Source organism: Luteibacter sp. 3190 (assembly GCF_031456385.1).
Classification (GTDB): Bacteria; Pseudomonadota; Gammaproteobacteria; order Xanthomonadales; family Rhodanobacteraceae; genus Luteibacter.
Window position 1 is genome coordinate 14,312 of record NZ_JAVDUO010000001.1, and the last position, 25,474, is coordinate 39,785.

Below are 25,474 nucleotides of genomic sequence, written 5' to 3' on the forward strand. Positions count from 1 at the left end.
GGAAGTCGACTCATCCTGATCGGCTTTTCATAACAACAGACATAGAGAGTAGACGTCATGCGCCACCAGAAATCCGGTCGCAAGCTCAACCGCACCAGCAGCCACCGCGAAGCGATGTTCAAGAACATGGCCGCGTCGCTGATCAAGCATGAGCTGATCCGTACCACGCTTCCCAAGGCGAAGGAACTCCGTCGCGTCGCCGAGCCGCTCATCACGCTCGCGAAGACCGATGGCGTCGCCAACCGCCGCCTCGCTTTCTCGCGCCTGCGCGACAAGCAGGCCGTCGGCAAGCTGTTCGTCGAGCTCGGCCCCCGCTACCAGCAGCGTCCGGGTGGCTACCTGCGCATCCTCAAGTGCGGCTTCCGCCCGGGCGACAACGCCCCGATGGCGTACGTCGAGCTGGTGGATCGCCCGGCCAAGACCGACGCCGTCGACGCCGAGTAAGCCTTTCGGCTCACCGTTGTCACGAAACCCCGGCAGGGTGACCTGCCGGGTTTTTTTTATGCCGCAAGTCGTTGTCACGGTTACAAATGAAACTGCGCGCGCCTACTGACAAACCCCTCCACAAAGCGTTAACGTGGGTGTCCCGCAACGCACCATCCCCCGAATGAACCCTCGTACCTGGTCCTTCCGCACGCGCTACCTCGCTGGATTCGTCGTCTGCATCGGTCTCATGGCGTTCGCGCTGTATTCGCAGTACGTCATGCACCTCGACCCGTGCCCGCTATGCATCTTCCAGCGCATCGCCGTGTGCGTCATGGGGCTGTTCTTCCTCATCGGGGGCCTGCATGCGCCGCGTACCACCGGCAAACGCGCGGTGTACGCCACGCTGATCTCGCTGGGTGGCCTCTGGGGCATCGCGACCGCGGGGCGCCACCTGTGGTTGCAGTCGCTGCCGGCGGACCAGGTCCCCGCGTGTGGGCCGGGCCTTGGCTACCTCTTCGACGCGTTTCCGTTCGTCAAGATGCTGAAGCTGGCGTTCACCGGGTCGGGCGAGTGCGCCAAGATCGAGCCGATCCTCGGCGTGCCCATGCCGGGCTGGACCCTCCTCTGGTTCGTCGTCCTTACCGTATGGGCCGTCCTGGCCGTTCGCCGCACCGTTCGTTGACTTCCCGCGCCCCGTGGGGCGCATCCAAGCAGAGCACCGTCATGTCGCACATCCTCAAAGCCGTAACGCCCCCGTCCATCGACTGGACGCCGGCATCGTGGCGGTCGAGGACCGCCCTCCAGCAGCCGACCTACGAAGACGCCGACGAGCTCAACCGCGCGCTCGCGCAGCTCGGCGAGCTGCCGCCGCTGGTGACGTCGTGGGAAATCCTCGCGCTGAAGCAGCGCATCGCCGAGGCGCAGGAAGGCGAACGTTTCCTGCTGCAGGGCGGCGATTGCGCGGAAAGCTTCGCCGACTGCACGAGCCCCATCATTTCGAACCGCCTGAAGGTGCTGCTGCAGATGAGCCTCGTGCTCGTGCACGGCCTCAAGAAGCCGGTCCTGCGAGTCGGTCGTTTCGCGGGCCAGTATGCGAAGCCGCGCTCGGCGGACACGGAAACGCGCGACGGCGTGACGTTGCCCGCGTTCCGCGGCGATCTCGTCAACAGCCCGGAGTTCACGCCCGCGGCCCGTCGCGCCGATCCGAATCGCCTCATCAAGGCGCACTCGCGCTCGGCGATGACGATGAACTTCGTCCGCGCGCTGATCGACGGCGGCTTCGCCGATCTGCACCATCCGGAGTACTGGGACCTGGCCTGGGTCGAACACTCGCCGCTGGCCGCCGAGTACCGTCGCATGGTCGCCAGCATCGGCGATTCGCTGCGTTTCATGGAAACGCTGGCCGGTCAGTCGATCTCGAGCTACTCGCGTGTCGACTTCTACACCTCGCATGAGGCGCTGCTGCTCCACTACGAAGAAGCCCTCACGCGCCAGGTTCCGCGCCAGGACGGCTGGTTCAACCTGTCCACGCATTACCCGTGGATCGGCATGCGCACGGCCGCGCTCGATGGCGCGCACACGGAATACTTCCGCGGCATCCGCAACCCAATCGCCGTGAAGGTCGGCCCGACCGTCCAGCCCGACGACCTCCTGCGCCTCATCGACGTGCTCAACCCGAACGAAGAGCCGGGTCGCCTCACGCTGATCCATCGCATGGGCAACGACAAGATCGCCACGCAGCTGCAGCCGCTGCTCGAGGCGGTGAAGCGCGAAGGCCGGCGCGTGCTGTGGGTCGCGGATCCGATGCACGGCAACACCGAGAGCACCAGCAACGGCTACAAGACCCGTCGTTTCGCGAACATCGCCGGCGAACTCGACCAGGCGTTCGACATTCACGCGGCGGCGGGCACGCGCCTCGGCGGCGTGCACCTCGAACTCACGGGCGAGGACGTCACGGAATGCCTCGGCGGGGCGCGCGACCTGGTGGAAGGCGACCTCGACCGCGCCTACCGCTCGATGGTCGACCCACGCCTGAACTACGAGCAGTCGCTCGAGATGGCGATGCTGATCGTGCGCAAGTCGGGCGGCATGGGCTGAGCCAGGGCGCTATCGCCCTACCGACCACCCCGCCGTGGGCACCGGCGTACGCCGGTGCGACGGTGAGGTGTCCACCGACGCAACCGCATCGCCGCTCACGCGCGGGCAAACGCCATGAGCTGTAGCGCGCGACGGTGAGGCGCTACGGACGTACCCGCGTCGCCGCTCTTGCGCTGACGGAAACGCCGGGCGGTAGCATGAAGGTGAGGGCGCACCCACTCCACCTCACCGTCGCACCGGCGCACGCCGGTGCCCAGGGCGAGGCGCCACCGACGCAATCGCATCGCCCCTCACGCGCTGACGGAAGCCCGGAGCGGAAGCGCACGAGGGTGAGGGCGCACCCACTCCACCTCACCGTCGCACCGGCGCACGCCGGTGCCCACGGCGAGGCGCCACCGACGCAACCGCATCGCCCCTCACGCGCTGACGGAAACCCGGAGCGGAAGCGCACGAAGGTGAGGGCGCACCCACTCCACCTCACCGTCGCACCGGCGTACGCCGGTGCCCACGGCGAGGCGCAGGGACGAGCGACGCCGCTCCGGACTCACGCCGTAGGACACGAGGCCAGTCGCCTCGTCTCGTCGCGAACGCGGCCTCCGCTACCCGTGCCGCCCCAACGCCCACGCCACGTGCTCGCGCACGACCGGCGACGGATCGTCGATACGCGCGCGCAGGGCGGCGACGACGGCGTCGCTCGTGTCGGCATTGCCGAGCCCGACGGCGATGTTGCGCAGCCACCCTTCGTAGCCCGTACGGCGGATGGCCATGCCTTCCGTTCGCGAGAGGAATTCCTGCTCGGACCAAGCGAACAGGTCGACCAGGCGCGGACCATCGAGGCTGTGCCGCGGCGCGAAATCGGGCTCGGTCGCCTCCTGGGCGAACTTGTTCCAGGGGCAGATCAGCTGGCAGTCGTCGCAACCGAAGACGCGATTGCCCATCGGCTCGCGCAGTTCCACGGGAATGCTGCCCTTGAGCTCGATCGTCAGGTAGGAGATGCAACGGCGTGCATCGAGCCGATACGGCCCGACGATCGCCTGCGTCGGGCAGATGTCGATGCAACGCCGGCAGCTGCCGCAGTGCGCGCTGGCCGGCTCGTCGACGGGAAGGGGCAGGTCGGTGTAGAGCTCGCCCAGGAAGAAATACGACCCCGCGCGCTTGTTGATGAGCACCGTGTGCTTGCCGATCCATCCGAGGCCGGCGTTGCGCGCGATCGCCTTTTCCAGCACCGGGGCCGAGTCGACGTAGGCCCGATAGCTGAAGTCGCCGACCCGCTCCTGGATGCGCGACGCGAGCTTCTGCAGGCGGTTGCGCATGACCTTGTGGTAATCGCGGCCGAGGGCGTAGCGCGCGACGTAGGCCTTGTCGCTATCGCCGATGACGTCCCACGCGTTCGCGGTGCCGGGCGGCACGTAATCCATGCGCACGGAGACGACGCGCAACGTGCCGGGCTCCAGCTCCGCGGGGCGGCTACGACGCGTGCCATGCCGCGCCATGTAATCCATCTCGCCGTGGTGGCCCTCGGCGAGCCAGCGTTCGAGGTAGCCCTCGTCCGCGCCGAGATCGGTGCCGGCGATGCCGACATCGGCGAAGCCGAGCTCGCGCGCCCACGCCTTGATGTCGCTGGCGAGCGTGACGTAATCGATGGCGGCGGAAACGGACATGCGGCCATTGTACCGGGGCCTATAATCGGCCGATGACCGCCACCGATCCGGGCATCGCCCTCTTCACATCCGAACAGTCCCGTGCGATCGACCAGCGCGCCATCGGCGAGCTGGGCATTCCCGGTTTCGAGCTGATGACGCGCGCGGCCGCCGCGGCGTTCGCCATGTTGCGCAGGCGCTGGCCCGACGCGCGGCGCCTGCGGGTCGTATGCGGGGCGGGGAACAATGGCGGCGACGGCTACCTCGTGGCGCGCGACGCGCTGGCGAGCGGGATGGACGTCGACCTCGTGGCGCTCGACCGTCCTCGCGGCGACGACGCCCTTCGCGCCCGCCAGGCGTTCGAGGCGCTGGGCGGTCGCGTGCACGACGTTGCCGACTGGACTGCGCTCACGCCGGCGGACGTCGTCGTCGACGGCATCTACGGCACCGGGCTCAACCGCGCTCCTGAGGGCGTGGCGAAAACGGCGATCGAAGCGATCGACACGCTGGGTGCACCGGTGCTGGCCCTCGATGTGCCCTCGGGCCTTTCGGCGGACACCGGCGATTGCCCGGGCGTGGTCGTGCGGGCGATGGCGACGGCGACCTTCATCGTGCGCAAGCGGGGGCTGCATACACACCGCGCGGCGGTCGCGGGCGACGTCGAGCTGCATACGCTGGATCTTCCCGCCAGCATCCAGGGCGAGGCCGACGCTCATCTGCTGGCCGAGGCGCACCTGCCGCCGCGCCCGCAGGATTCCCACAAGGGGAGCAATGGGCACGTGCTGGCCATCGGCGGGGACCACGGCACGGGCGGCGCGGTCCGCATGGCCGCCGAAGCGGCGCTGCGCACGGGCGCCGGTCTCGTCAGCGTCGCCACGCGCGACGAGAACGTGCTCGCGATGAACGCCGCGCGGCCGGAACTGATGGCGCATGGCGTGAACGGGCCGCAGGCGCTCCAGCCAATGCTCGACAAGGCGTCCGTGCTCGCGCTCGGTCCCGGGCTCGGACAGGCCGCCTGGGGGCACGCGCTGTGGACGACCGCGCTCGACGCGGGCCTGCCCACGGTCCTGGACGCCGACGGCCTGAATCTTCTTCAGGCCGAGCCGCGGCCCCTGCCGGCGAGCATCGTGCTGACGCCGCACCCGGGCGAAGCCGGGCGACTGCTCGGTATTGCGACCGCCGCCGTCCAGGCGGATCGCTTCGCCGCTGCGCGCGAACTGGCGAAGCGCTATCGCGCCGTGGTTGTGCTGAAGGGGAACGGCAGCCTCATCGCCCGGCCCTCGGGCGAACTCGCGGTCTGCCCCTGGGGCAATCCGGGCATGGCCAGCGGCGGCATGGGTGACACCCTGACCGGTATCGTGGCGGGGCTGCTGGTCCAGGGCTGCGACGCCTACGAAGCGGCCTGCCTCGGCGTCGGGCTGCACGCGCGCGCCGCGGACGTGGCCGCGCGGGACGGGCAGCGCGGCCTGCTCGCGGGCGACCTGCTCGAACCCCTGCGCCGCCTCGTCAACGGAATCCCCGCATGATCGCGATCGAACTGCACCTGCCCGACGAGGACGCGACGACCGCCTTCGGTCAGCGTCTCGCCGCGACCCTTCCCGATGGACTGGTCGCCTTCCTCTACGGCGACCTCGGCGCGGGCAAGACCACGTTCGCGCGTGCGTTTCTTCGCGCGCTGGGCGTCGGCGAGCGGGTGAAGAGCCCCACCTACAGCCTGGTCGAAGGCTACGACCTCCCGGACCGACGGGCCTTCCACCTCGATCTCTACCGCATCGCCGACCCCGGCGAGCTCGAATGGCTCGGTCTCGACAGTCTCGCGGAACCGGGTGCGATCGTGCTCGTGGAGTGGCCCGAGCGCGGTGCGGGCGCGCTGCCGCCGGTGGACGTGGAACTGCACTTCCGCCACGAACGGGGTGGGCGTGCCGTCCGCCTCGAGCCGCGCTCCGAGCGTGGGCGCCGGCTGACGCGCGAGCTCGCCGCGATCTGACGATTTGCGGGCCATTCCTGTATGGACGTTGACGAAGTGTTCGCAGGTCTTGGATTAGCAAGGAAAAACGTCTTGCATTCAGCGTGGGCTTGCAGTTCAATTCTGAACGTATGAGGGGAATCACTAGCAAACTCGGCCTTATCGCGTGCGTGACCGCCGTCGCGGCGATGGCGCCTGCCGCCTCGCACGCGGCGGACGTGAAGGCCGCTCGCGTCTGGGCCGGCCCGGAATACACCCGCGTCGTGTTCGATCTTTCGGGTCCGGCGACCTACAAGATGTCGCAGGGCGACACCCCGGGCAGCGTCGTGCTCGATATCGCGGGCAGTGCCATCGCGGGCGACTTCGCCGCGCCGGGCGGGCAGGGCCTCTTCAAGTCCATGACCGCGGGCAAGCAGGGCGCCGCCGCGCGGATGGTCGCGACGGTGGACCCGAAGGCCAAGCCCAAGAGCTTCCTGCTCAAGCCGGCGGGCGATTACGGCTACCGGCTCGTGCTCGACCTCTACCCCGGCGGGCAGAGCGACCCGGGCGACAACCCCGTCACCGACGATGCCCCGTCGATCGCCGATGCCAGCGCCGACGCGCCGGTCGCGACGCCGGTGCGCGCGACACGCGGCAAGACCGTGCCGCCGGGCAAGCCCCCGCTGCTCGCCGCCGAGCGCAAGGTCGTGGTGGCGATCGACGCCGGTCACGGCGGCGAGGATCCGGGCGCGCGTGGCGCGACGGGCCTGCGCGAGAAGGACGTCACCCTGCAGGTCGCGCGCGAGCTGGCCGACCAGATCAATCGCCAGCCCGGCATGCAGGCCGTCCTGACCCGCAACGGCGATTACTTCATTCCGCTCAAGCGCCGCTATCAGATCGCGCGCGAGCACAACGCCGACATGTTCGTGTCCATCCACGCGGACGCGTTCAAGAACAGCGATGCCAAGGGCTCGTCGGTCTGGGTGCTCTCGCCGCGAGGCAAGACCTCCGAAGCCGCCCGTTGGCTGGCCGATCGCGAAAACCGCGCCGACCTCGTCGGCGGCGTCTCGCTCGACGACAAGGACGACACCCTCGCCGCCGTGCTGCTGGATCTCCAGCAGGGCTACGCGATGCAGGCGAGCGAATCGATCGCGGGCAATGTGCTCAAGGCCCTGGGCCGGCTCGGTCCCACGCATCGCGGCTACGTCGAGCGCGCGAACTTCGTGGTGCTCCGTTCGCCGGACGTGCCGTCCATCCTGGTCGAGACCGCCTTCATCACGAACCCGGACGAAGAGAGGCGCCTGCGCGACGACGGCCATCGCCGCTCGCTGGCCACGGCCGTGCTTGGCGGCGTGCGCAACTACTTCGAATCGATGCCGCCGCCCGGCACCTGGTTCGCCGCGCAGGCCGCGCGGCGCAACGGCACGTCGGTCGCTTCGGCGGCCCCCGCCGCCGCCCAGGACGACGACGCCCCGGCCGCTCCGCCACCGCGCGCGACGCCGCCGAAGAAGGCCGCGGACAAGGTGGTCGCGAAGGCCGACAAACCCGCGCCGGCCCCCGCCAAGCCCTCCGGGCGCGCCGACGACAACGTGCGCGACGTGCACCGTGTCAACCGCGGCGAGACCCTCACCGGCATCGCGCAGCAATACGGCGTCTCGGTCGGCGCGCTGAAGATGGCGAACAAGATGACCGACAACAACGTGCGGATCGGCACGGTCATGGTGATTCCGTCGGGCTGAGGCTCTCCTCGCGAACGCGCTCGGGGGCGGGGGATGGGAAATGGGGGCGGCACGGCCGGCGTTCGCCTGAAGGGGCGGGAGCTTCGCGCTGGCGTCGAGGCCTCCGCCCGGCCACCGGCACCCTCGACCGATCGCCGGAACCACGCCCCCGTTTCCCATCTCCCACCTCCGATATCCGACCCCCTTCGGCTATCCTCTGGGCCTGAACGTGCTGTCAGGTCTTTCCCATGCCCATTCGCCCGTTGCCGCCCGAGCTGATCAACCAGATCGCGGCCGGTGAAGTCATCGAACGCCCCGCTTCGGTGGTCAAGGAACTCGTCGAGAACAGCATCGACGCCGGCGCGCGCCGCATCGAAGTCGACATCGAGCAGGGTGGCGTGCGCCTCATCCGCGTGCGCGACGACGGCGGCGGCATTCCGCGCGACGAGCTGCCGCTGGCGGTGGCGTCGCACGCGACCAGCAAGATCGGCAGCTTCGACGATCTCGAGCGTGTCGCCAGCATGGGTTTCCGCGGCGAGGCGCTCGCGTCCGTGTCATCGGTGGCGCGATTTTCGCTGACCTCGCGCCAGGCGGGCGACGATTCGGCGTGGCGCATCGAGGTCGACGGCGGCCGCCTCATCGATCCGCGCCCGGCGCAGCATCCGCAGGGCACGACGATCGAAGTGCGCGACCTCTTCTACAACGTGCCCGCACGACGCAAGTTCCTTCGTGCCGAGCGCACGGAGTTCGCGCACATCGACGACCTGCTCAAGTCGCTGGCGCTCGCGCGCGAGGGTGTCGACATCCGCCTCAGCCACAATGGCAAGCCGGTTCGCCTGCTCAAGCCGGCGCGCGACGAGAACGCCGCGCTGGCCCGTGTCGCCGAGGTGCTCGGTCCCGAGTTCCCGGGCCAGGCGCTGCGCGTGGAGCACGAGGCCGCTGGCATGCGTCTGTCCGGCTGGGTCGGGCTGCCGACCGCGTCGCGCTCGCAGGCCGATCAGCAGTACTTCTACGTCAATGGCCGACTCGTCCGCGATCGCGTCGTCGCGCACGCGGTGCGCCAGGCGTACGCGGACGTCTTGTTCCATGGGCGGCACGCGGTGTTCGTCCTGTTCCTCGAACTGGACCCGGCGGGCGTCGACGTCAACGTGCATCCGGCGAAGAGCGAGGTGCGCTTTCGCGAACAGCGCCTCATCCATGACTTCCTCTTCCGCACGCTGCACGAGGCGCTCGCGCACACCCGCGCGGGTCACGTCGCCGCGAACGCCGATGCCGCACCTGTGGCGATGCCGTCGATGGCGGGCGCGTCGTTTGGCGGCGGTGCGCCGGTGGCCGCGTCGTACCCGGCGTGGCCGCAGGCGGCGAGCCAGTCGCGCCTGAGCCTGGGCGTGCGTGAGGAGCCGCTCGCCGATTACGCGACGCTGTTCGGCTCCGCATCGCCGTCTTCCTCGCCGCTGCCGACGACGCCATGGACGCCGCCGCCCGGCGCGGAGGCCGACGAAGCGGCCGGCGTGCCGCCGCTCGGTTACGCCATCGCGCAGCTGAAGAACATCTACGTGCTCGCGGAGAATGCGCACGGCCTCGTGCTGGTGGACATGCATGCGGCGCACGAACGCATCACGTACGAGAAGCTCAAGAATGGGCGCGTCACGGCGAATCTTCGCTCGCAGATGCTGCTCGTGCCGCTGTCGATCGCGGTCAGCGCGAAGGAAGCCGCGGCCGCCGAAGAGCATGCCGAGGCGCTCGGGGAATGGGGCCTCGAACTGTCGCGCAGCGGTCCCGGCGGTGTCGTCGTTCGCCGCATTCCTTCGCTGCTCGAAGGTGCCGACGTCAGTCAGCTCACGCGCGACGTGCTCGCCGAGCTCGCGCAGCACGGCAGTTCCCGTCGGCTGGAGGAGCTCGAGAACGAGCTGCTCTCGACGATGGCCTGTCACGGTTCGGTCCGCGCCGGTCGTCGCCTCGGCATTCCCGAAATGAACGCGCTGCTGCGCGAGATGGAAGCCACCGAGCGCTCCGGTCAGTGCAACCATGGCCGCCCGACCTGGGTGCAGCTCTCGCTCGGCGAGCTCGACAGGCTGTTCCTGCGCGGCCGCTGATGGCAGGCGGCGCGCGCTCCCAAGATGACTGAGGAATCTCGATGACCGACGACACCCTGGCGCAGGCGCGCGCCACGCGACTTGCCCGGCTGACGGCGCCGGATGGCTGGCTCAGCCTCATCGGTTTCGACTGGCTGGCGGAAGGTCCGCAGCGCGTCGGCAGCGCCCCGGACAACGACATCGTGCTGGCCGCGGGGCCCGCGCACGTCGGCACGATCGTGCTCGACGCCGACGGGACGACGACGCTCGAGGTCGAACCCGGCGCCGGCGTGCTCGTCGACGGTCGCAAGGTCGCCCGTGCCACGCTGCTCGACGACGCCGCGGGCCGCACGCCCACGGAAGTGCGCTTCGGCACGGCGCGCCTTTTCGTCATCCTGCGCGACGGACGCAAGGCGCTGCGCGTGCGTGACGAACAGGCGGAGACACGTACGCGCTTCGCTGGCCTCGAGCACTTTCCCGACGACGCGTCGTGGCGCGTCGTCGCCGACTGGGTGCCGTTCGATCCGCCGCGCGATCTCGCATTCGGCACGGTGCTCGGCACCATCGAGACGGAAAAGGTGCCGGGCAAGGCGGTGTTCGAGCGCGACGGCCGCACGTTCGAACTCATGCCCATCCAGGAGACGCCGGATGCGCTGTTCTTCGTTTTCGCCGACGGCACGTCGGGTAAGGAAACCTATGGCGCGGCGCGCTTCCTCGACACGGCGCTGCCGCGCGACGGCAAGCTCGTGATCGACTTCAACGAAGCGCGCAACCCGCCGTGCGCGTTCACGCCGTACGCGACGTGCCAGCTCGCGCCGCCCGAGAACCGGCTCGACGTACGCGTCGAGGCCGGCGAGCTGAAGTACCGGGGCGGCTCGCACTGAGGCGAGCACCCATCGCCGATCGCATCGGCGATCCCCGCGTAGCGGGGCCCGATACCGGTTACGTTCCCTGGAACGTCGGCTTGCGCCGTTCCAGGAACGCGCTGGTGCCCTCGCGCATGTCGTCGGTGGAGAACGCGATCGCGAAACCCTGCGTCTCGAACGCGAGGCCCTGATCGATCGCGCATTCGCCGCCTTCGATGACGGCGTCGAGGATGCCCTTGAGGGCGAGGGGCGCGGCGGCGGCGAGCTGGTCGGCCATGGCGTCGACGCCGGCGTCCAGTTCATCCGCCGCGACGACGCGCGTCACGAGGCCGAGCCGTTCGGCGCGCGCCGCGTCGATCTGGGCGCCGAGCAGGCACAGTTCCAGCGCGGCGCCGCGTCCGGTCAGTCGGGTCAGGCGCTGCGTGCCGCCGAAACCGGGAATCAGGCCGAGACCGATCTCCGGCTGGCCGAATCGCGCCTTGTCGCTGGCGACGCGCAGGTGGCACGCCATGGCCAGTTCCATGCCGCCGCCGAGGGCGTATCCGTGGATCTTGGCGATCACCGGCTTGCCGAGGCGCTCGATGGTGAGCATCAGCTCCTGGCCGGCGCGCGACGCCGCCTGCGCCTTGACCGGCGACCAAGCCGTCATCTCGGAGATGTCGGCGCCGGCGACGAACGCCTTCTCGCCCGCGCCCGCCAGCACCACGACACGCACCGCGTCGTCCTGCGCCGCCTGGCGGAAGGCCATCGTCAGCTCGCCGATCGTCTCGCGGTTCAGCGCGTTGAGCTTGTCGGGGCGGTTGACGGTGATCGTACGGACCGCGCCGCGGTCGGCGGTGGTGAGGGTGCGAAAGGCCATGACGGCTCCTGGCGGGGTGGGGCGAGGAGCCGGATGGTAGCAGGGGGCGGGGAACCTTTACCCCCCGACGGGCGTCTCATGGCGTACGGGCGGGCCGCGTGCCGATGGACTATCCTCCACGCACGCCCAAGGTTCCGGGTTCACGGAGAACGGGATGTCACCCTTGCGTTTCCTGGTCATGTCGCTCGCGTTGTCGCTCGTCGCGGCGGCCGCATCGGCGCAATCCGCGCCCACGCCGCCCGCGTCGGGGGCCCCGACGATCGACAAGACCAGGCTCTCCTATGCGATCGGCTACCAGATCGGCACGCAGTTCGCGAACAGCGCGCAGCCGGACGTCGACATCGCCGTCCTCGTGAAGGCGCTGCAGGATGGCTACGCGAAGCGTCCGCCGGGTGTGCCGGTGGACGTCATGCAGCAGCAGCTGGTGAACTTCGACGCGAAGGTGCAGCGCGATTCCGTCGTGGAGTTCCGCCGCGTCGCCGCCGACAATGCCCGGCGCAGCGCCGCCTTCCTCGCGCGCAACCGCACGCGCCCGGGCGTGATCACGTTGCCGTCGGGCATCCAGTACGCCGTGCTCGCGAAAGGCAGCGGGCGCCAGGCGCAGGTCACCAGCACCGTCGTGGTCAATTATCGCGGCGCGCTGATCGACGGTACCGAATTCGACAGCTCGTACGCGCACGGCAAGCCCGTCACGTTCACGGTCAATCGCGTGATTCCAGGCTGGCAGGACGTCATTCCGCGCATGCGCGTGGGCGATCGCTGGAAAGTCGTCATTCCGCCCGGTCTCGCGTACGGCGAACGCGGCGAGTTGCCGCGCATCGGGCCGAACGAGGCGCTGGTGTTCGAGATCGAACTGATGGATATCCGGCAGTGACGGCGGCGAGAGCCGATGTGACGCGCTCGCGATAACCGACCGCCTCGCGGTGGATCCCGGCGTGCGCCGGGATGACGGCACGGCTGGCCGACACGCGCGCACATCCGCACCGTCGCACCGGCCTACGCCGGCACGACGGCACGGCTGGCCGACGTGCTTATCGTTGTCCTCACCGTCACCCCGGCGTACGCCGGGGTCCACGGCCCCGGTGTCCGGCCGTGCGAGAACGCCGCTTCGCCCGTGCTTGGCGACGCGACGCGCTAGAATGCCCGACGCCATGCCCATCGCGCCTTCGCTCACCCTCCCGCTTTCTCCCTGCACCGGCGTGTGCCGCCTCGACGCGCGCGGCCTGTGCATGGGCTGCCTGCGCACGGGCGACGAGATCGCGCGCTGGACGTCGATGACGGACGCGCAGAAGCGCTGGCTGATGGACGAGGTCCTGCCGGGCCGCGAGGCGCAGTCGGAATGACCGACGACATGCTCGCCCGCCTTCGCGGTGCGCTGCTTCCGCTGGAAGCGCCGCCCGGTCCGCGCGGGTGGAACCACGACGACATGGCGGAGCTGATCGGCGAAGGTCCGCGGCGACGCGCGGCGGTGCTGATCGGCATCCGCGACGATCGCGAGCAGAACGTGCTGCTCACCCTGCGTACCGACACCCTGCAGCAGCATGCGGGGCAGGTCGCGTTTCCCGGTGGGCGTGTGGAACCCGACGACGTGGACGTCGTCGCGACCGCCTTGCGCGAAAGCCACGAGGAGATCGGCCTCGACGCGTCGATGGTCACGCCGCTGGGTTTCCTCGAGAGCTTCGAGACGATCAGCGGCTACACGGTCACGCCGGTCGTCGCGCGCGTCGCCGCCGACGCGGCGCTGAAGCCCGATCCCGGCGAGGTGGCCGAAGTGTTCGAAGTGCCGTTCGCGTTCTTCATGGACCCGGCGAACCTGCGCCGCTACACGATGGATTTCCGCGGTCACCCGCGCGACATGGTCGAGTTCCTCCACGCGGGGTATCGCATCTGGGGCGTGACGGCGGCCATCCTGTTCAACCTGCTCAAGCGGATGGGACACCCATGCTGATTTCGCGCACGCTGATCGACGCCACGACCGCCAGCCGTCTGCCCGCGCACGACGTGCTCTTCGTCGACACCCGATTCGATCTCACCCAGCCCGGCGGCCGCGATCCCGGCAAGGGCGATCAGGACTATGCGCTCTCGCACATCCGCGGCGCCGTGCGCGCGGATCTCGACCGCGACCTCGCCGACATGGCGACGCCTTCCAGCGGCCGGGGCAGGCACCCGCTTCCCGACGCCGCGTCGTTTTCCGCATGGCTCGCGCGCGCCGGCTGGCGTCCCGACCTGCAGGTCGTCGCCTATGACGCGGCGGGCGGTTCGCTGGCCGCGGCCCGCTTCTGGTGGCTCGCGCGCCTCGCGGGCCTCGACAACGTCGCCGTGCTCGACGGCGGCTGGCCCGCATGGATCGCCGCCGGACTTCCCGTCGACAACGCGGTGCCGGTGCGCGAGGCGACCGCGGTGCACGTGGCGTTCGACGCGGCCGGCACGGTGTCCGCCGACGAACTCGCCGAAGGCGTAGGGGCGGGCCGTCTCGTGCTGCTCGACGCGCGCGCGGCGCCGCGCTTTCGCGGCGAGGTCGAGCCGCTGGACCCGGTCGCGGGTCACGTGCCCGGCGCGCGCAACCGCCCGTTCTCGGACAACCTCGAGGCCGACGGCACGTTCCGCCCGGCGGAAGCCCTGAAGCAGGCGTTCCGCTCGCTGATCGGCCCGCACGACCCCGCCGACGTCGTGCACATGTGCGGCTCCGGCGTCACCGCCTGCCACAACCTGCTGGCGATGGAGTACGCCGGCCTGTGCGGCTCGCGTCTCTACGCGCCGTCGTGGAGCGGTTGGGTGAGCGACGCGTCGCGCGGTGTCGCGACGGGCGACACCTGACGCATCGGCTCCCGCCTCTCACCGAAGGGGTGGGAGCCGATCGTATCGGCGATACAACTCGCTTCAGAGCACGACGGTACGACGCTCCCGCGCGCTGATCTGCGCCGCCTCGATCACGCGAATCACGTCGCGCGCCTCGCGGGCGTCGACGGGCAACGCCGAGCCATCGCGGATCGCCGACGCGACCTCGTCGTAGAACGCGGTGTAGCGGCCCGGCAGGGTGTCGATCGTGGCGACCGTGCCGTCGGCGTCCGTGAATCGTCCGAACAGCGCGGGATCGTCGTCGCCCCAGCCTTCGCCGCCCGGCCGGCGGCCTTCGCGCAACGCCGCCTCCTGGCCGTCGATGCCGTGCTTCACGAAGCTTCCGCCGTCGCCATGCACGAGGTAGCGGGGGCCCGGATCGCGCACCAGCACCGAGGCGTGCAGCACCGCGCGCCGCGTGCCGTAGTCGAGCACCAGGTGGAAATAATCGTCGGCCTTCGCCGCCGCGCGCTGCCGTGTCACGTCGGCGGTGATCGCGCGCGGCATGCCGAACAGCACCAGCGCCTGGTCGATCAGGTGGGCGCCGAGGTCGTAGAGGAGGCCGGAGCCGGGGACGTCGGTCTCCCGCCAGCCTGCCTTGATCTCCGGACGGAAGCGGTCGAAGTGGGCCTCGTAGTACGCGACCTCGCCGAGCCGTCCGTCGTCGACGAGGCGCCGCACGGTCAGGAAGTCGTTGTCCCAGCGTCGGTTCTGGAACACGGTCAGGCGGCGGTCCAGCCGCTCGGCGAGCGCGATCAGCGCTTCGGCCTCGGCGGCCTCGAGCGTGAAAGGCTTGTCGACGACGACGTGCTTCCCGGCCTGCAACGCTTCGCGCGCCAGCGCGGCATGGGTGTCGTTGGGCGTGGCGATCACCACCAGGTCGATGGCCGGGTCGGCCAGCAGCGATTGAGCATTTTCGTAGGCCCGGGCTTCGGGGAAGTCCCGCTGGATGTCGTCCGCGCGCCGGCTGGCGATGGCGGTGAGGCGGAGGCCCGGGGCGGCGGCGATCAGGGGCGCATGGAAGACGGCGCCCGCCGTGCCATAGCCGATTAGGCCGGTGGGAATCGGTTGCATGGTCGTTCCGCGTGGTGACATGCCGGCAAGGGTAGCGCGGGGCGCCTGATCGTTTCGTTTAGGATCGTGCGGTTCGACGCCACCTTACCGACGACGCATGACCGCCACCGACCTAGACGCCACGCGACCCGCCCGGCTGCCCCGCCAGATTCCCTACATCGTGGGCAACGAGGGGTGCGAGCGCTTCTCCTTCTACGGCATGCGCAACATCCTCACGCCGTTCCTCGTGACGTCGCTGCTGATGTATCTGCCGGAAGCGGAGCGACCGGGCGCGGCGAAGGACGTGTTCCACACGTTCGTCATCGGCGTCTATTTCTTCCCGCTGCTGGGTGGCTGGCTCGCCGATCGCTGGTTCGGCAAGTACAACACCGTGTTGTGGCTGAGCCTGCTGTATTGCGTCGGGCATGCGTGCCTCGCGATCTTCGAGCACAGCGTCGCCGGTTTCTACACGGGGCTGGCGCTGATCGCGCTCGGAGCGGGCGGGATCAAACCCTGCGTCTCGGCCTTCGTCGGCGACCAGTTCGACGAGAGCAACCGGAAACTCGCGAAAGTCGTGTTCGACGCGTTCTACTGGATGATCAACGTCGGCTCCTTCTTCGCCTCGCTGCTGATGCCGTACTTCCTGCGCCACTACGGGGCGGCGGTGGCGTTCGGCATTCCCGGCGTGCTGATGTTCGTCGCCACGCTCGTGTTCTGGAGCGGCCGGCGGCATTACGTCATGGTGCCGCCCACGCAGGGCGACCCGCACGGCTTCCTGAAGGTCGTCCGCACCGCGTTGCTGGCGCATGCGCCCGGGCAGGGACGGCCCGGCCTCGTCGTCACGTCGCTCGCGTTCGTGCTGGCCGCGGCGTCGCTCGCCCTGACGCCCGCGCTGGGCATCGTCGCGGCCCTCTGCCTCGCGCTGGTCTGCGTGCTTGGAGGCGTCGGCATCGGCGCGCGCATGCAGCTGGAGCGGGCGCGGGGCGCGCATCCCGACGAGGCCATCGACGCCGTGGCCGTCGTGTTGCGCGTGCTGCTCGTGTTCGCGCTGGTCACGCCGTTCTGGTCGCTGTTCGATCAGAAGGCGTCCACGTGGGTGCTCCAGGCCAACGCGATGGTGGCCCCCGACTGGCTGCATCCGGCGCAGATGCAGGCGGTGAATCCCGCGCTCGTGCTGATCCTCATTCCGTTCAACAACCTCGTCGTCTACCCGATGCTGCGTCGCTTCGGCATCGAGCCGACCGCGCTGCGCCGCATGACCGTCGGCATCGCGCTCGCCGCGGTGGCCTGGGTGATCGTGGGTGCGATCCAGCTGGCGATCGACGGCGGCGACGCGGTCTCGATCGCCTGGCAGCTCGTTCCCTACGCGTTCCTGACGATGGGCGAGGTGCTCGTGTCGGCCACCGGCCTGGAGTTCGCTTACAGCCAGGCGCCACCGTCCATGAAGGGCACGCTGATGAGCTTCTGGACCTTGAGCGTCACCGTCGGCAACCTGTGGGTGCTGCTGGCGAACGCCGGCGTGCGCAACGACGCCGTGCTCGCCGGCATCGCCGGTACCGGCATGGGCGCGACGGCGTTCCAGATGTTCTTCTTCGCCGCGTTCGCGGGGTTGGCGGCGCTGGTGTTCGGTCTCTACGCGCGGCGCTATCGCGAAGTGGATTACTACCGGCCCGCGTGACGTTTCCTCCACGGCGCCGCGCGGAGCATCCATGGGTCCCCCACCGGAGCCCTTCCATGGTCGCGCCAAAGCATGCGTCGCCCGTTCCCACCGCGTCCATCGGCGAATGGCCGGGCAAGGTCGTCCTCGTCACCGGCGGTGCGCAGGGCATCGGCAAGGGCATCGCCGAGGCCGTCCTGGCCGCCGGCGGCAGCGTGCTCATCGGCGATCTCGACGCGGAAGCGGGCAAGGCCTGCCTGGACGAGTGGAACGTGCCGGACCGTGCCGCGTTCCTGGTGCTCAACGTGGCGAAGGAGGCGAGCGTGAAACGCTTCGTCGCGGGTGCGCTGAAGCGTTTCGGCCGCATCGACGGACTGGTCAACAACGCCGGCATCGCCGATCCGGTCACGGGGCCGCTGGAGAACCTCGACTGGAACGAATGGAAGCGACGCATCGACACGAACCTCGGTGGCGCGTTCCTCTGCTGCAAGCATGCGCTGCCCGAATTGAAAAAGCGCAACGGCGCCGTCGTCAACATCGCGTCCTCGCGCGCGCATCAGTCCGAGCCCGATACCGAAGCCTACGCCGCGAGCAAGGGCGGCATCGTCGCCTTCACCCATGCGCTGGCGATCAGCGCGGGACCCGTGCGCGTCAACGCGATCGATCCCGGCTGGATCGTCGTCGACGACTGGAAGAAGCCCTCCGAGCGACGCAAGCCGAAGCTCTCCGCCGCCGACCACTCGCAACACCCTGTCGGTCGCGCCGGCGTGCCGCCCGACATCGGCGCGCTCGCGGTGTTCCTCCTCTCGTCGCAGGCCGGCTTCATCACCGGCGAGAACATCACGGTCGATGGCGGGATGACGCGGAAGATGCAGTACGTCTGATTCGAGTGCCTACGGCGATGCGTACCGGGCGAGCGGCACCGAGGTCCTCGCCCCGGCCACGAACCGCTTCGCCGCCTCGTCGTAATCCCACTGCTCGACGACGCACACCGAGCGGTCCTGTTGGGGATCGTGGTGCAGCGCGTGGAACGAATTGCTGATGCCTTCGCGGATGCGCGTCGACAGCGCCGTGCCCGCCTGCACGGACCATAGCTCGCTCGCGAGCTTGCGTGCCTCGTTGTTCAACGGCCGCACGTAGGGGAGGTGGATGTGGCCGCCCAGCACGAGGTCGGCACCCGCGGCGGCCCATGCGGCGATGGCGGCTTCGCGGTTGATCAGCAGGTTTTCGATGTCCTTCTCGCGGATCACGTGCACCGGCTGGTGCGTCACGACGATGCGCAGCTGCGCGTCCGTCGCGTCGCGAAGCCGTCGGCTGACGCGTTCGATCTGCGCGTCCGATACCTCGCCGTTCTTGTGGCGCTTCGCCCGGACGGTGTTGACGCCGATCGCGAGGATGCCGTCGCTTGCGAACGTGGGCTCGAGGTCGTGGCCGAACACGCGGGCGAATTCGCCGAAGGGCGAGAAGGCGCGGGCGACGACGTTGAAGAGCGGTACGTCGTGGTTGCCGGGGATGACCAGCGTCGGGCGGGCGTAGGCGTCGATGAAGCGCCGCGCCGCTTCGAACTGGGCGCGCCGTGCGCGCTGCGTCACGTCGCCGGACAGGATCACGAGTTCCGGCGCCAGCGCGACGATGGTGTCGTGCAGGGCGGTGACGACCTCGGCGCGTTCCGTCCCGAAGTGCGGGTCGGAGATCTGCACGATCACGCTCAACCCGGATCCTCCCCGGGCTGGCGCGCGCGGTCGGTGAGCAGGCGCAAGGGGCGCGGCGCGGCGCGAAAGACGATGGGCGGATCGAGCCAGACGATTTCGCCATCGACCGCCACCTTGATCGCATGGCGGTGATGTTTCGGCGTCACGCGGATCTCGCGGAACGGAAAGCTCACGGCCTGCTCGGCATCGCCGAGCTTGCCCAGCGCGCCACGCAGGATGAGGCCGAGCATCGCCAGGCGTCCGATCGGCTTGAGCACGAGGCCGGCGAGCACGCCCTCGTTGCGGTGGACGGCCTCCGCCTCCGGCAGGCCGATCTTTTCCAGCTGCAACGCGTTGTTACCCACGAAGAGGGTGGGCGTGCGCAGGTGCCGCGTCCGTTCGCCGTCGGTGACTTCGATGCGCAGGGGGCGATAACCACGCATCATCGTGGCGAGGCCCGACCAGAGCGCGACGATGCGATGGCGACCGAAGCGCTGCTTCCAGGCTTCGCGGTCTTCGAGCACCTGCGGATACAGGCCGAGGCTGCCGTTCACGAGGAACACCCGGTCGTTGACCATGCCGATCTGGGCGTCGGACGGCGTCGCGCGCACGAGCGCTTCCGCGGCTTCGCGCGTTTCGGTCGGGATGCCGTGCGTGCGCCCGACGAAATTGAACGTGCCCTGCGGCAGCACGCCCATGAGGAGATCCTCCTCCCACGCGGTGCCCGCGACGCAGTTGATCGTGCCGTCGCCGCCGGCGGCGACGATCGCACCGCCCTCGGCCTTCGCGTACGCCGCGGCCTCGCGCACCACGGTCTTGATGTCGCGGCTGCCGTCGATGGGAAAGAACCGGTGGGTGCGGCCGGCGGCGTCGAGCACCGACGCGATCTCGGCCTGCGCCTCGTCGGCTTCGCGGCTTCCGGAGCCGGTATTGATCACGATGGCGAACGAGGTGGGCTGGGTCATGCGGCACAAGGAAGCATCCGTGCCGTCACGACCGCATGAAATCACCGGACGGCGCGGCGGCCCTCGCGCAGGCGCAGGTACTCCGCGCTGCCTGCGCACAGCGTGACCCATGCCAGGCCCGTCGCGTAGCCGGCCATCACGTCGCTGAAATAATGCACCTGCAGGAGGATCCGGCTGATCCCGACCAGCGTGATCATCGCCACGCAGGCGATCACGATGGGGCGGTGCCAGCGGCCGGGGCAGAGCACCAGCAGCACGTAGCCGAGCATGCCGTAGAAGACCATCGAACCCGAGGCGTGGCCGCTGGGGAAACTGTAGCTGTGCTCGACGATGAAGCCATGGTCGTGCAACGGGCGTTCCCGCTGGAACCAGGCCTTGAGCGCGCCGTTGATCAACGCCGTGCCGACCAGCGTGGCGATCCACGTCGCCGCCAGCCGGTAATGCCGGCGAAGCAGCAGGCCCACGAAAACGAGGAACGTGGCGATGCCGAGCACCAGCCCGTCGCCGGCGTGGGTCACCACCGCGATGGCGCGGAGGACGGGCAACGGCATGTTCGCCCGCAGGTCGCGCGCGAGGTTGGCGTCGAATACCGTGAGGCCCGCCGCGCCCCTGACTTCCACCGCGATGGCGGTGGCGATCGTCAGCATCGCCACCACGATGGCCAGCGCGGTCATCGGCCGGAGCAGGCTGCGCGCCGCGGCGTCCAGGCCCTCGCGGCGGCGCACGGCGCGTCGCCAGGCCACGTCGGCACCCACGAGCGTCGCGGCGAGCAGCGTCGCCCACAGGGTCAGGGCATGGCGGCTGATCCACTCGGCGTCCATTTCGCTCGGTCCTCGTCTCGTGGCAGGATCGGCCATGTTGCCACGCCGCGCGTCCGCGGCCCGAGAAGGGGATCCACACGATGAACGTCACGCTCGCCCGCGCGACCCTTGCGCTCGCGCTTCTCGCCGCGGGGCTCCCCGCCGCCCACGCCGACGACGCGCCGCTCGCGCATCGCATCGTCCGCGTGTCGCTCGACGGTGCCACGGACAAGGGCACGTCGGGCCGGCTGCTCCTGTTCGCCGCGCCCGCGTCCGCGGCGAAGGACGGCAAGCTGGACGAAGTGGACACGAATCCGTTCCAGCCCAAGGCGGTTTCGGTCGCTGGGCGCGAGGTGAGCTGGATCGCCCCCGGCCAGTCGGTGGACATCGACACGGACGGCGAAGCGTTCCCGGCCGGGTTTTCCACGCTGCCGCCGGGCGATTACCTCGTGCAGGCCGTGCTGGATGTCGGCAACGACTACAACTACCACGGCCGCCACGCGGGCGACCTGATCAGCGACGTGACGCCCGTGAAGCTGACCCCTGGCGGCAGCGTGCCGGTGCTGAAGCTGACGAAAACGGTGCCCGCGAAGGATCCCTGGGACCTGCCGCCGCAGGCGCCGAAGGACGTGCGGGACGCCGCGCCGGAGGCGCGCAGGCACGCGCATGCCGAGGTGTTCCAGAGTCCCTCGCTCACGGCCTTCATGGGCCGCCCGGTATCGATCCGCGCCTGGGTGCTCACGCCGCCCGGCTACGATCCGAACGGCGGCACGCGTTACCCGGTGGCGTACGTCACCCACGGCTTCGGCGGCGGTTTCGACCGCTTCACCGGCAACATCGCGTTCCTCTGGCACGCGATGACGAAGAAGGACATGCCGCCGATGATCTGGGTGCTGCTGGACGAGTCCGGCCCCACCGGCACGCACGAGTTCGCCGATTCCGTGAACAACGGTCCCTGGGGCCAGGCCCTCACCACCGAATACATCCCGTGGCTGGAAGGCCGTTACAGGATGGATGGCAAGGCGAGCGGCCGGTTCCTCAACGGCCACTCGTCGGGTGGCTGGGCGACGCTCTGGTTGCAGACGCGCTATCCGAAGGTGTTCGGCGGCACATGGTCGACGTCGCCCGACCCCAGCGACTTCCACGACTTCACCGGCATCGACCTCTATGCCGCGAACGCCAACGCCTATCGCAAGGCCGACGGCAGCGTGAACCCGCTGGTGCGCGACAAGGGCAAGGTGATCGCCACGTTCGAGACGTTCGCGAAGCTGGAGCGTGTGCTGGGCGCCTACGGCGGCCAGCTGGCATCGTTCGAATGGGTGTTCTCGCCGCGCGGCAAGGATGGCCGCCCCGAGCCGATGTTCAACCGCGACACGGGCGCGGTGGACGCGGACGTGGCCGCCTACTGGCGCGAGCACTACGACATTTCTCAGCGGGTGAAGACGCACTGGCCCGAACTGAAGCCCGATCTCGACGGCAAGATCCACCTGATCGTCGGCACCGCCGATACGTTCTACCTCGACGGGTCGGCGCACCTGTTCAAGGGCACGCTGGACGAGCTGCACGCGAAGAGCGATTTCCGTTTCTTGCCAGGCCGCACGCACTTCGATCTCTACGCCGAGGGCGACGACAAGCAGGCGCTGCTGAAGAAGATCGCGTGGGAGATGTACGGCGTCGCCCGGCCGGGGCAAGGCAAATAGGTCGCGTGCCCGTGCCAGGCATCGCACCCTTCGGTAGCCGCCTGGCTACCGAAGGGTGGGAGCCGATCGCCTCGGCGATGTGGCTGCCGCGGCTCCCATGTACGACCAAAGTGCAACGGAGCCGGCGGGCTGCGTGATCTAGGCTGATCGCATACTGCACGAGGTGATCCGCATGCGCTACGAAGACGCCTGGCGACGCTCGGTCGACGATCCGGAAGGCTTCTGGGGCGAGCAGGCGAAGCTGATCCATTGGGAGACGCCACCCGCGCGCATCCTCGACGCGACGCATCCGCCGTTCCGCCGCTGGTTCGTGGGCGGCACGACCAACCTCTGCCACAACGCGGTGGATCGCCACCTGGACACGCGCGGCGACCAGCTCGCCATCGTCGCGGTGTCCACCGAGACGGACACGACGCGCGAGATCACGTACCGCGAACTGCATCGCGAGGTGAACGCGTTCGCCGCGATCCTGGTGTCGCTCGGCGTCGGGCGGGGCGACCGTGTCGTCATCTACCTGCCCAACATCGCGGAAGCCACGTTCGCCATGCTCGCGTGCGCACGCATCGGCGCCATCCATTCGGTGGTGTTCGGCGGCTTCGCGGCGCACAACCTCGCGCTGCGCATCGACGATGCGGAGCCCGCGCTGCTGATCTGCGCCGACGCCGGCATGCGCGGCGGCAAGGTCATCCCGTACAAACCGCTGGTGGATGCGGCGCTGCGCGAGGCGAACGCCGCACCGGCGCACGTGCTCGTCGTCGACCGTGGCCTGGATCCCGCGATGGAGCGGCAACCGGGACGCGACGTGGATTACGCGACCCTGCGCGAACGGCATCTCGACACCGACGTACCCGTCGTCTGGCTCGAATCCAACGAGCCGAGTTACCTGCTCTACACCTCCGGTACCACGGGCAAGCCGAAGGGCGTGCAGCGCGACGTCGGCGGTCACGCGGTGGCGCTGGCGCTGTCCATGACGACCATCTTCGACCTGCGCCCCGGGCAGACCATCCTGTGCACGTCCGACGTCGGCTGGGCGGTCGGGCATTCGTACAACGTCTACGGGCCGCTGATCGGGGGCTGCACCGCGATCCTCTACGAGGGCGTCCCGACCTCGCCGGACCCCGGCATCTGGTGGCGCCTGTGCGAGACCTACGGCGTGCGCACGATGTTCTCGTCGCCCACGGCGATCCGTCTGCTGAAGAAACAGGACGCCGCGTGGCTCTCGCGCTACGACCTCTCCGCCCTGGAATGGATCTTCCTCGCGGGCGAGCCGCTCGACCGTCCGACGTACGAGTGGCTCACCGCCGGCACGGGCAAGACGGTGATCGACAACTACTGGCAGACGGAGACCGGCTGGCCCGCGCTGTCGCTGATGCCCGGGCTCGACCTGAAACCCGTGAAGCCGGGCTCGCCCGGGTTCCCCACGTTCGGCTACCGCATGCGCGTGATCGACGAAGCCACGGGCGAGGAGAAACCGGCGGGGGAGAAGGGCGTGCTGGTGATCGAGCCGCCCCTGCCGCCGGGATGCCTGACCACGATCTGGCGCGACGACGAGCGTTACCGGCGAAGCTACTTCGGCCACTTCAGCGAGTGCCTGTACAGCTCGCTCGACTGGGCCGTGCGTGACGCCGACGGCTACTTCTTCATCCTCGGACGCACCGACGACGTCATCAACGTCGCGGGGCACCGGCTGGGCACCCGCGAGATCGAGGAATCGGTGGCGTCGCTCGGCGCCGTCGCCGAGGTGGCGGTCGTGGGCATCGTCGACGAGCTGAAGGGGCAGGTGCCCGCCGTGTTCGCCACGCTCAGGCAGGGCGTGACCGACGACCCCCGCGACGTCGCGCAGGCGATGGAGCGCCGGGTGGTCGAACTGCTGGGGAGTCTCGCGCGGCCGGCCTGCGTCTACGTCGTCGGCGCGCTGCCGAAGACACGGTCCGGCAAGCTGTTGCGGCGGTCGCTGCAGGCGCTGATCCAGGGCACCGATCCCGGCGATCTGTCGACCCTCGACGATCCGAACGCGCTGGACGAGGTGCGCCGGGCGATCCTGCGCGGGCCCGATTGCGGCGCAAGGCGGGCGCAGCCGTAGGAGCGCGCCCGGCGCGCGACAGCCTTTGGGGCCGTGAGCATCAGGGCCTGATGCGCATCGCGAAGAGCTGTCGCGCGCAGGGCGCGCTCCTACCTCTAGGGGCTCTCCCGCGACGCAGCAAGGCCTGCCGACGTCACTACGCTAAAATGCCTCCCTTTACGCGGAGAGTTCCATGGCACAGCACCCCTCGGCCGGCGCGCGTTTCCGGGCCGCCCTCGCGGCCGAACAGCCGCTGCAGGTCATCGGCGCGATCAACGCGAACCACGCGCTGCTGGCGAAACGGGCCGGGTTCCGCGCCATCTACCTCTCCGGCGGCGGTGTCGCGGCCGGTTCGCTCGGCCTGCCGGACCTCGGCATCAACACCCTCGAGGACGTGCTCACCGACGTCCGCCGCATCACGGACGTCTGCGACCTTCCGCTGATGGTCGACATCGACACGGGTTTCGGTCCGAGCGCGTTCAACATCGCGCGCACCGTCAAGAGCCTGATCAAGTTCGGCGCCGCGGCCTGCCACATCGAAGACCAGGTCGGCGCGAAGCGCTGCGGTCACCGCCCGGGCAAGGAAATCGTCACCACCGAGGAAATGGCCGATCGCGTCAAGGCGGCGGCCGACGCGAAGACCGATCCGGACTTCTTCCTCATCGCGCGCACCGATGCGATCGCAGTGCAGGGCGTGGATGCCGCCATCGAGCGCGCCATCGCCTGCGTCGAGGCGGGCGCGGACGCGATCTTCGCCGAGGCGGCCTACGACCTGCCGACGTACAAGCGTTTCGTCGATGCCGTGAACGTGCCGATCCTCGCCAACATCACCGAATTCGGCCAGACGCCGCTGTTCAGCACCGAGGAACTCGGCAGCGTCGGCGTCGGCATCGTGCTGTATCCGCTTTCCGCGTTCCGCGCCATGAACAAGGCCGCCGAGAACGTCTACACCGCCATCCGCCGCGACGGTCACCAGCGCAACGTCATCGACACGATGCAGACGCGCGAGGAACTCTACGACCGCATCGGTTACCACGCTTACGAACGCCATCTCGACGAACTGTTCTCCAAGAAGGTTTAAG

The 25,474-nt window shown here is 69.5% G+C and carries 21 protein-coding genes and 1 pseudogene; 16 read left to right on the top strand and 6 right to left on the bottom strand.

Going from position 1 to position 25,474, the window contains the following annotated elements; genetic code table 11:
• Window positions 1-57 precede the first annotated feature (57 nt).
• The 3 genes from rplQ (at window position 58) to J2X58_RS00150 (ending at window position 2,523) form a co-directional block, all read left to right on the top strand.
• Window positions 58-444 carry a 50S ribosomal protein L17 gene (gene rplQ, locus J2X58_RS00140; protein ID WP_090054969.1) on the top strand — a complete coding sequence of 129 codons (387 nt, stop codon included), beginning with the start codon at window positions 58-60 and terminating at the stop codon, window positions 442-444.
• 163 nt (window positions 445-607) lie between these two features.
• Window positions 608-1,108, top strand: coding sequence for a disulfide bond formation protein B (locus J2X58_RS00145; RefSeq protein ID WP_310045784.1), 501 nt, complete (start codon window positions 608-610; stop codon window positions 1,106-1,108).
• A 41-nt stretch (window positions 1,109-1,149) separates the two neighbouring features.
• A complete protein-coding gene (locus tag J2X58_RS00150; RefSeq protein ID WP_090054966.1) occupies window positions 1,150-2,523 on the top strand; it encodes a 3-deoxy-7-phosphoheptulonate synthase class II in 1,374 nt (457 codons plus the stop codon).
• A 599-nt stretch (window positions 2,524-3,122) separates the two neighbouring features.
• Here J2X58_RS00150 and queG read toward each other — a convergent pair.
• Window positions 3,123-4,184, bottom strand: a complete 1,062-nt coding sequence (queG, locus tag J2X58_RS00155; protein WP_310045787.1) for a tRNA epoxyqueuosine(34) reductase QueG — start codon at window positions 4,182-4,184, stop codon at window positions 3,123-3,125.
• A gap of 32 nt (window positions 4,185-4,216) precedes the next feature.
• On the opposite strand from queG, the gene J2X58_RS00160 reads away from it, so the two are divergent.
• The 5 genes from J2X58_RS00160 (at window position 4,217) to J2X58_RS00180 (ending at window position 10,785) form a co-directional block, all read left to right on the top strand.
• Window positions 4,217-5,689 (top strand): NAD(P)H-hydrate dehydratase, encoded by a 1,473-nt coding sequence (locus J2X58_RS00160; RefSeq protein ID WP_310045789.1) that lies wholly within the window; start codon window positions 4,217-4,219, stop codon window positions 5,687-5,689.
• Window positions 5,686-6,150 (top strand): tRNA (adenosine(37)-N6)-threonylcarbamoyltransferase complex ATPase subunit type 1 TsaE, encoded by a 465-nt coding sequence (tsaE, locus tag J2X58_RS00165; RefSeq protein WP_310045791.1) that lies wholly within the window; start codon window positions 5,686-5,688, stop codon window positions 6,148-6,150. Before J2X58_RS00160 ends, tsaE begins: the two co-directional genes overlap by 4 nt.
• A gap of 110 nt (window positions 6,151-6,260) precedes the next feature.
• A complete protein-coding gene (locus tag J2X58_RS00170) occupies window positions 6,261-7,847 on the top strand; it encodes an N-acetylmuramoyl-L-alanine amidase (protein WP_310045792.1) in 1,587 nt (528 codons plus the stop codon).
• A 227-nt stretch (window positions 7,848-8,074) separates the two neighbouring features.
• Entirely contained in the window at window positions 8,075-9,922 is a 1,848-nt protein-coding gene (gene mutL / locus J2X58_RS00175) for a DNA mismatch repair endonuclease MutL (protein ID WP_310045794.1), read from the top strand.
• Between the two features lie 41 nt (window positions 9,923-9,963).
• Window positions 9,964-10,785, top strand: coding sequence for a DUF1684 domain-containing protein (locus J2X58_RS00180; RefSeq protein ID WP_310045797.1), 822 nt, complete (start codon window positions 9,964-9,966; stop codon window positions 10,783-10,785).
• Window positions 10,786-10,843: 58 nt separating this feature from the next.
• On the opposite strand, the gene J2X58_RS00185 is transcribed toward J2X58_RS00180, so the two are convergent.
• On the bottom strand, window positions 10,844-11,626 hold the full coding sequence (locus J2X58_RS00185; protein WP_310045799.1) for an enoyl-CoA hydratase-related protein: 783 nt from the start codon (window positions 11,624-11,626) through the stop codon (window positions 10,844-10,846).
• Between the two features lie 154 nt (window positions 11,627-11,780).
• Between J2X58_RS00185 and J2X58_RS00190 the strand changes: the two genes are divergently transcribed.
• From J2X58_RS00190 to J2X58_RS00200, 3 genes and pseudogenes are all read left to right on the top strand, one after another.
• Window positions 11,781-12,500, top strand: a complete 720-nt coding sequence (locus tag J2X58_RS00190; protein ID WP_310045801.1) for an FKBP-type peptidyl-prolyl cis-trans isomerase — start codon at window positions 11,781-11,783, stop codon at window positions 12,498-12,500.
• A gap of 277 nt (window positions 12,501-12,777) precedes the next feature.
• Window positions 12,778-13,574, top strand: a pseudogene (locus J2X58_RS00195) (CoA pyrophosphatase).
• Window positions 13,568-14,443 (top strand): sulfurtransferase, encoded by an 876-nt coding sequence (locus J2X58_RS00200; RefSeq protein ID WP_310045803.1) that lies wholly within the window; start codon window positions 13,568-13,570, stop codon window positions 14,441-14,443. Before J2X58_RS00195 ends, J2X58_RS00200 begins: the two are co-directional and overlap by 7 nt.
• 63 nt (window positions 14,444-14,506) lie before the next feature.
• Here the strand turns inward: J2X58_RS00200 and J2X58_RS00205 are convergent, their stop codons facing one another.
• The gene (locus tag J2X58_RS00205; RefSeq protein ID WP_310045805.1) at window positions 14,507-15,538 is read right to left on the bottom strand and encodes an oxidoreductase; all 1,032 of its coding nucleotides are present in this window, start codon (window positions 15,536-15,538) and stop codon (window positions 14,507-14,509) included.
• Between the two features lie 97 nt (window positions 15,539-15,635).
• Between J2X58_RS00205 and J2X58_RS00210 the strand changes: the two genes are divergently transcribed.
• Window positions 15,636-17,195: an oligopeptide:H+ symporter gene (locus tag J2X58_RS00210; protein ID WP_090181026.1), complete on the top strand. Its 1,560-nt coding sequence runs from the start codon at window positions 15,636-15,638 to the stop codon at window positions 17,193-17,195.
• A 56-nt stretch (window positions 17,196-17,251) separates the two neighbouring features.
• On the top strand, window positions 17,252-18,058 hold the full coding sequence (locus tag J2X58_RS00215) for an SDR family oxidoreductase (RefSeq protein WP_310045807.1): 807 nt from the start codon (window positions 17,252-17,254) through the stop codon (window positions 18,056-18,058).
• A gap of 9 nt (window positions 18,059-18,067) precedes the next feature.
• Here the strand turns inward: J2X58_RS00215 and J2X58_RS00220 are convergent, their stop codons facing one another.
• From J2X58_RS00220 to J2X58_RS00230, 3 genes are read right to left on the bottom strand one after another with little or no spacing between them, the layout of a single operon-like run.
• Complete coding sequence (locus J2X58_RS00220) at window positions 18,068-18,880, bottom strand: metallophosphoesterase (protein WP_310047863.1); 813 nt, start codon at window positions 18,878-18,880, stop codon at window positions 18,068-18,070.
• Between the two features lie 2 nt (window positions 18,881-18,882).
• Window positions 18,883-19,830, bottom strand: coding sequence for a diacylglycerol kinase family protein (locus tag J2X58_RS00225; RefSeq protein WP_310045808.1), 948 nt, complete (start codon window positions 19,828-19,830; stop codon window positions 18,883-18,885).
• Window positions 19,831-19,871: 41 nt separating this feature from the next.
• Complete coding sequence (locus J2X58_RS00230; RefSeq protein WP_310045809.1) at window positions 19,872-20,651, bottom strand: phosphatase PAP2 family protein; 780 nt, start codon at window positions 20,649-20,651, stop codon at window positions 19,872-19,874.
• An 80-nt stretch (window positions 20,652-20,731) separates the two neighbouring features.
• Here J2X58_RS00230 and J2X58_RS00235 point away from each other — a divergent pair, with 80 nt between their 5' ends.
• From J2X58_RS00235 to prpB, 3 genes are all read left to right on the top strand, one after another.
• Window positions 20,732-22,330 carry an alpha/beta hydrolase-fold protein gene (locus tag J2X58_RS00235; RefSeq protein ID WP_310045811.1) on the top strand — a complete coding sequence of 533 codons (1,599 nt, stop codon included), beginning with the start codon at window positions 20,732-20,734 and terminating at the stop codon, window positions 22,328-22,330.
• 172 nt (window positions 22,331-22,502) lie between these two features.
• Window positions 22,503-24,413, top strand: coding sequence for a propionate--CoA ligase (gene prpE / locus J2X58_RS00240; RefSeq protein WP_310045812.1), 1,911 nt, complete (start codon window positions 22,503-22,505; stop codon window positions 24,411-24,413).
• A 172-nt stretch (window positions 24,414-24,585) separates the two neighbouring features.
• Window positions 24,586-25,473, top strand: coding sequence for a methylisocitrate lyase (gene prpB / locus J2X58_RS00245; protein ID WP_310045814.1), 888 nt, complete (start codon window positions 24,586-24,588; stop codon window positions 25,471-25,473).
• Window position 25,474: the final 1 nt, after the last annotated feature.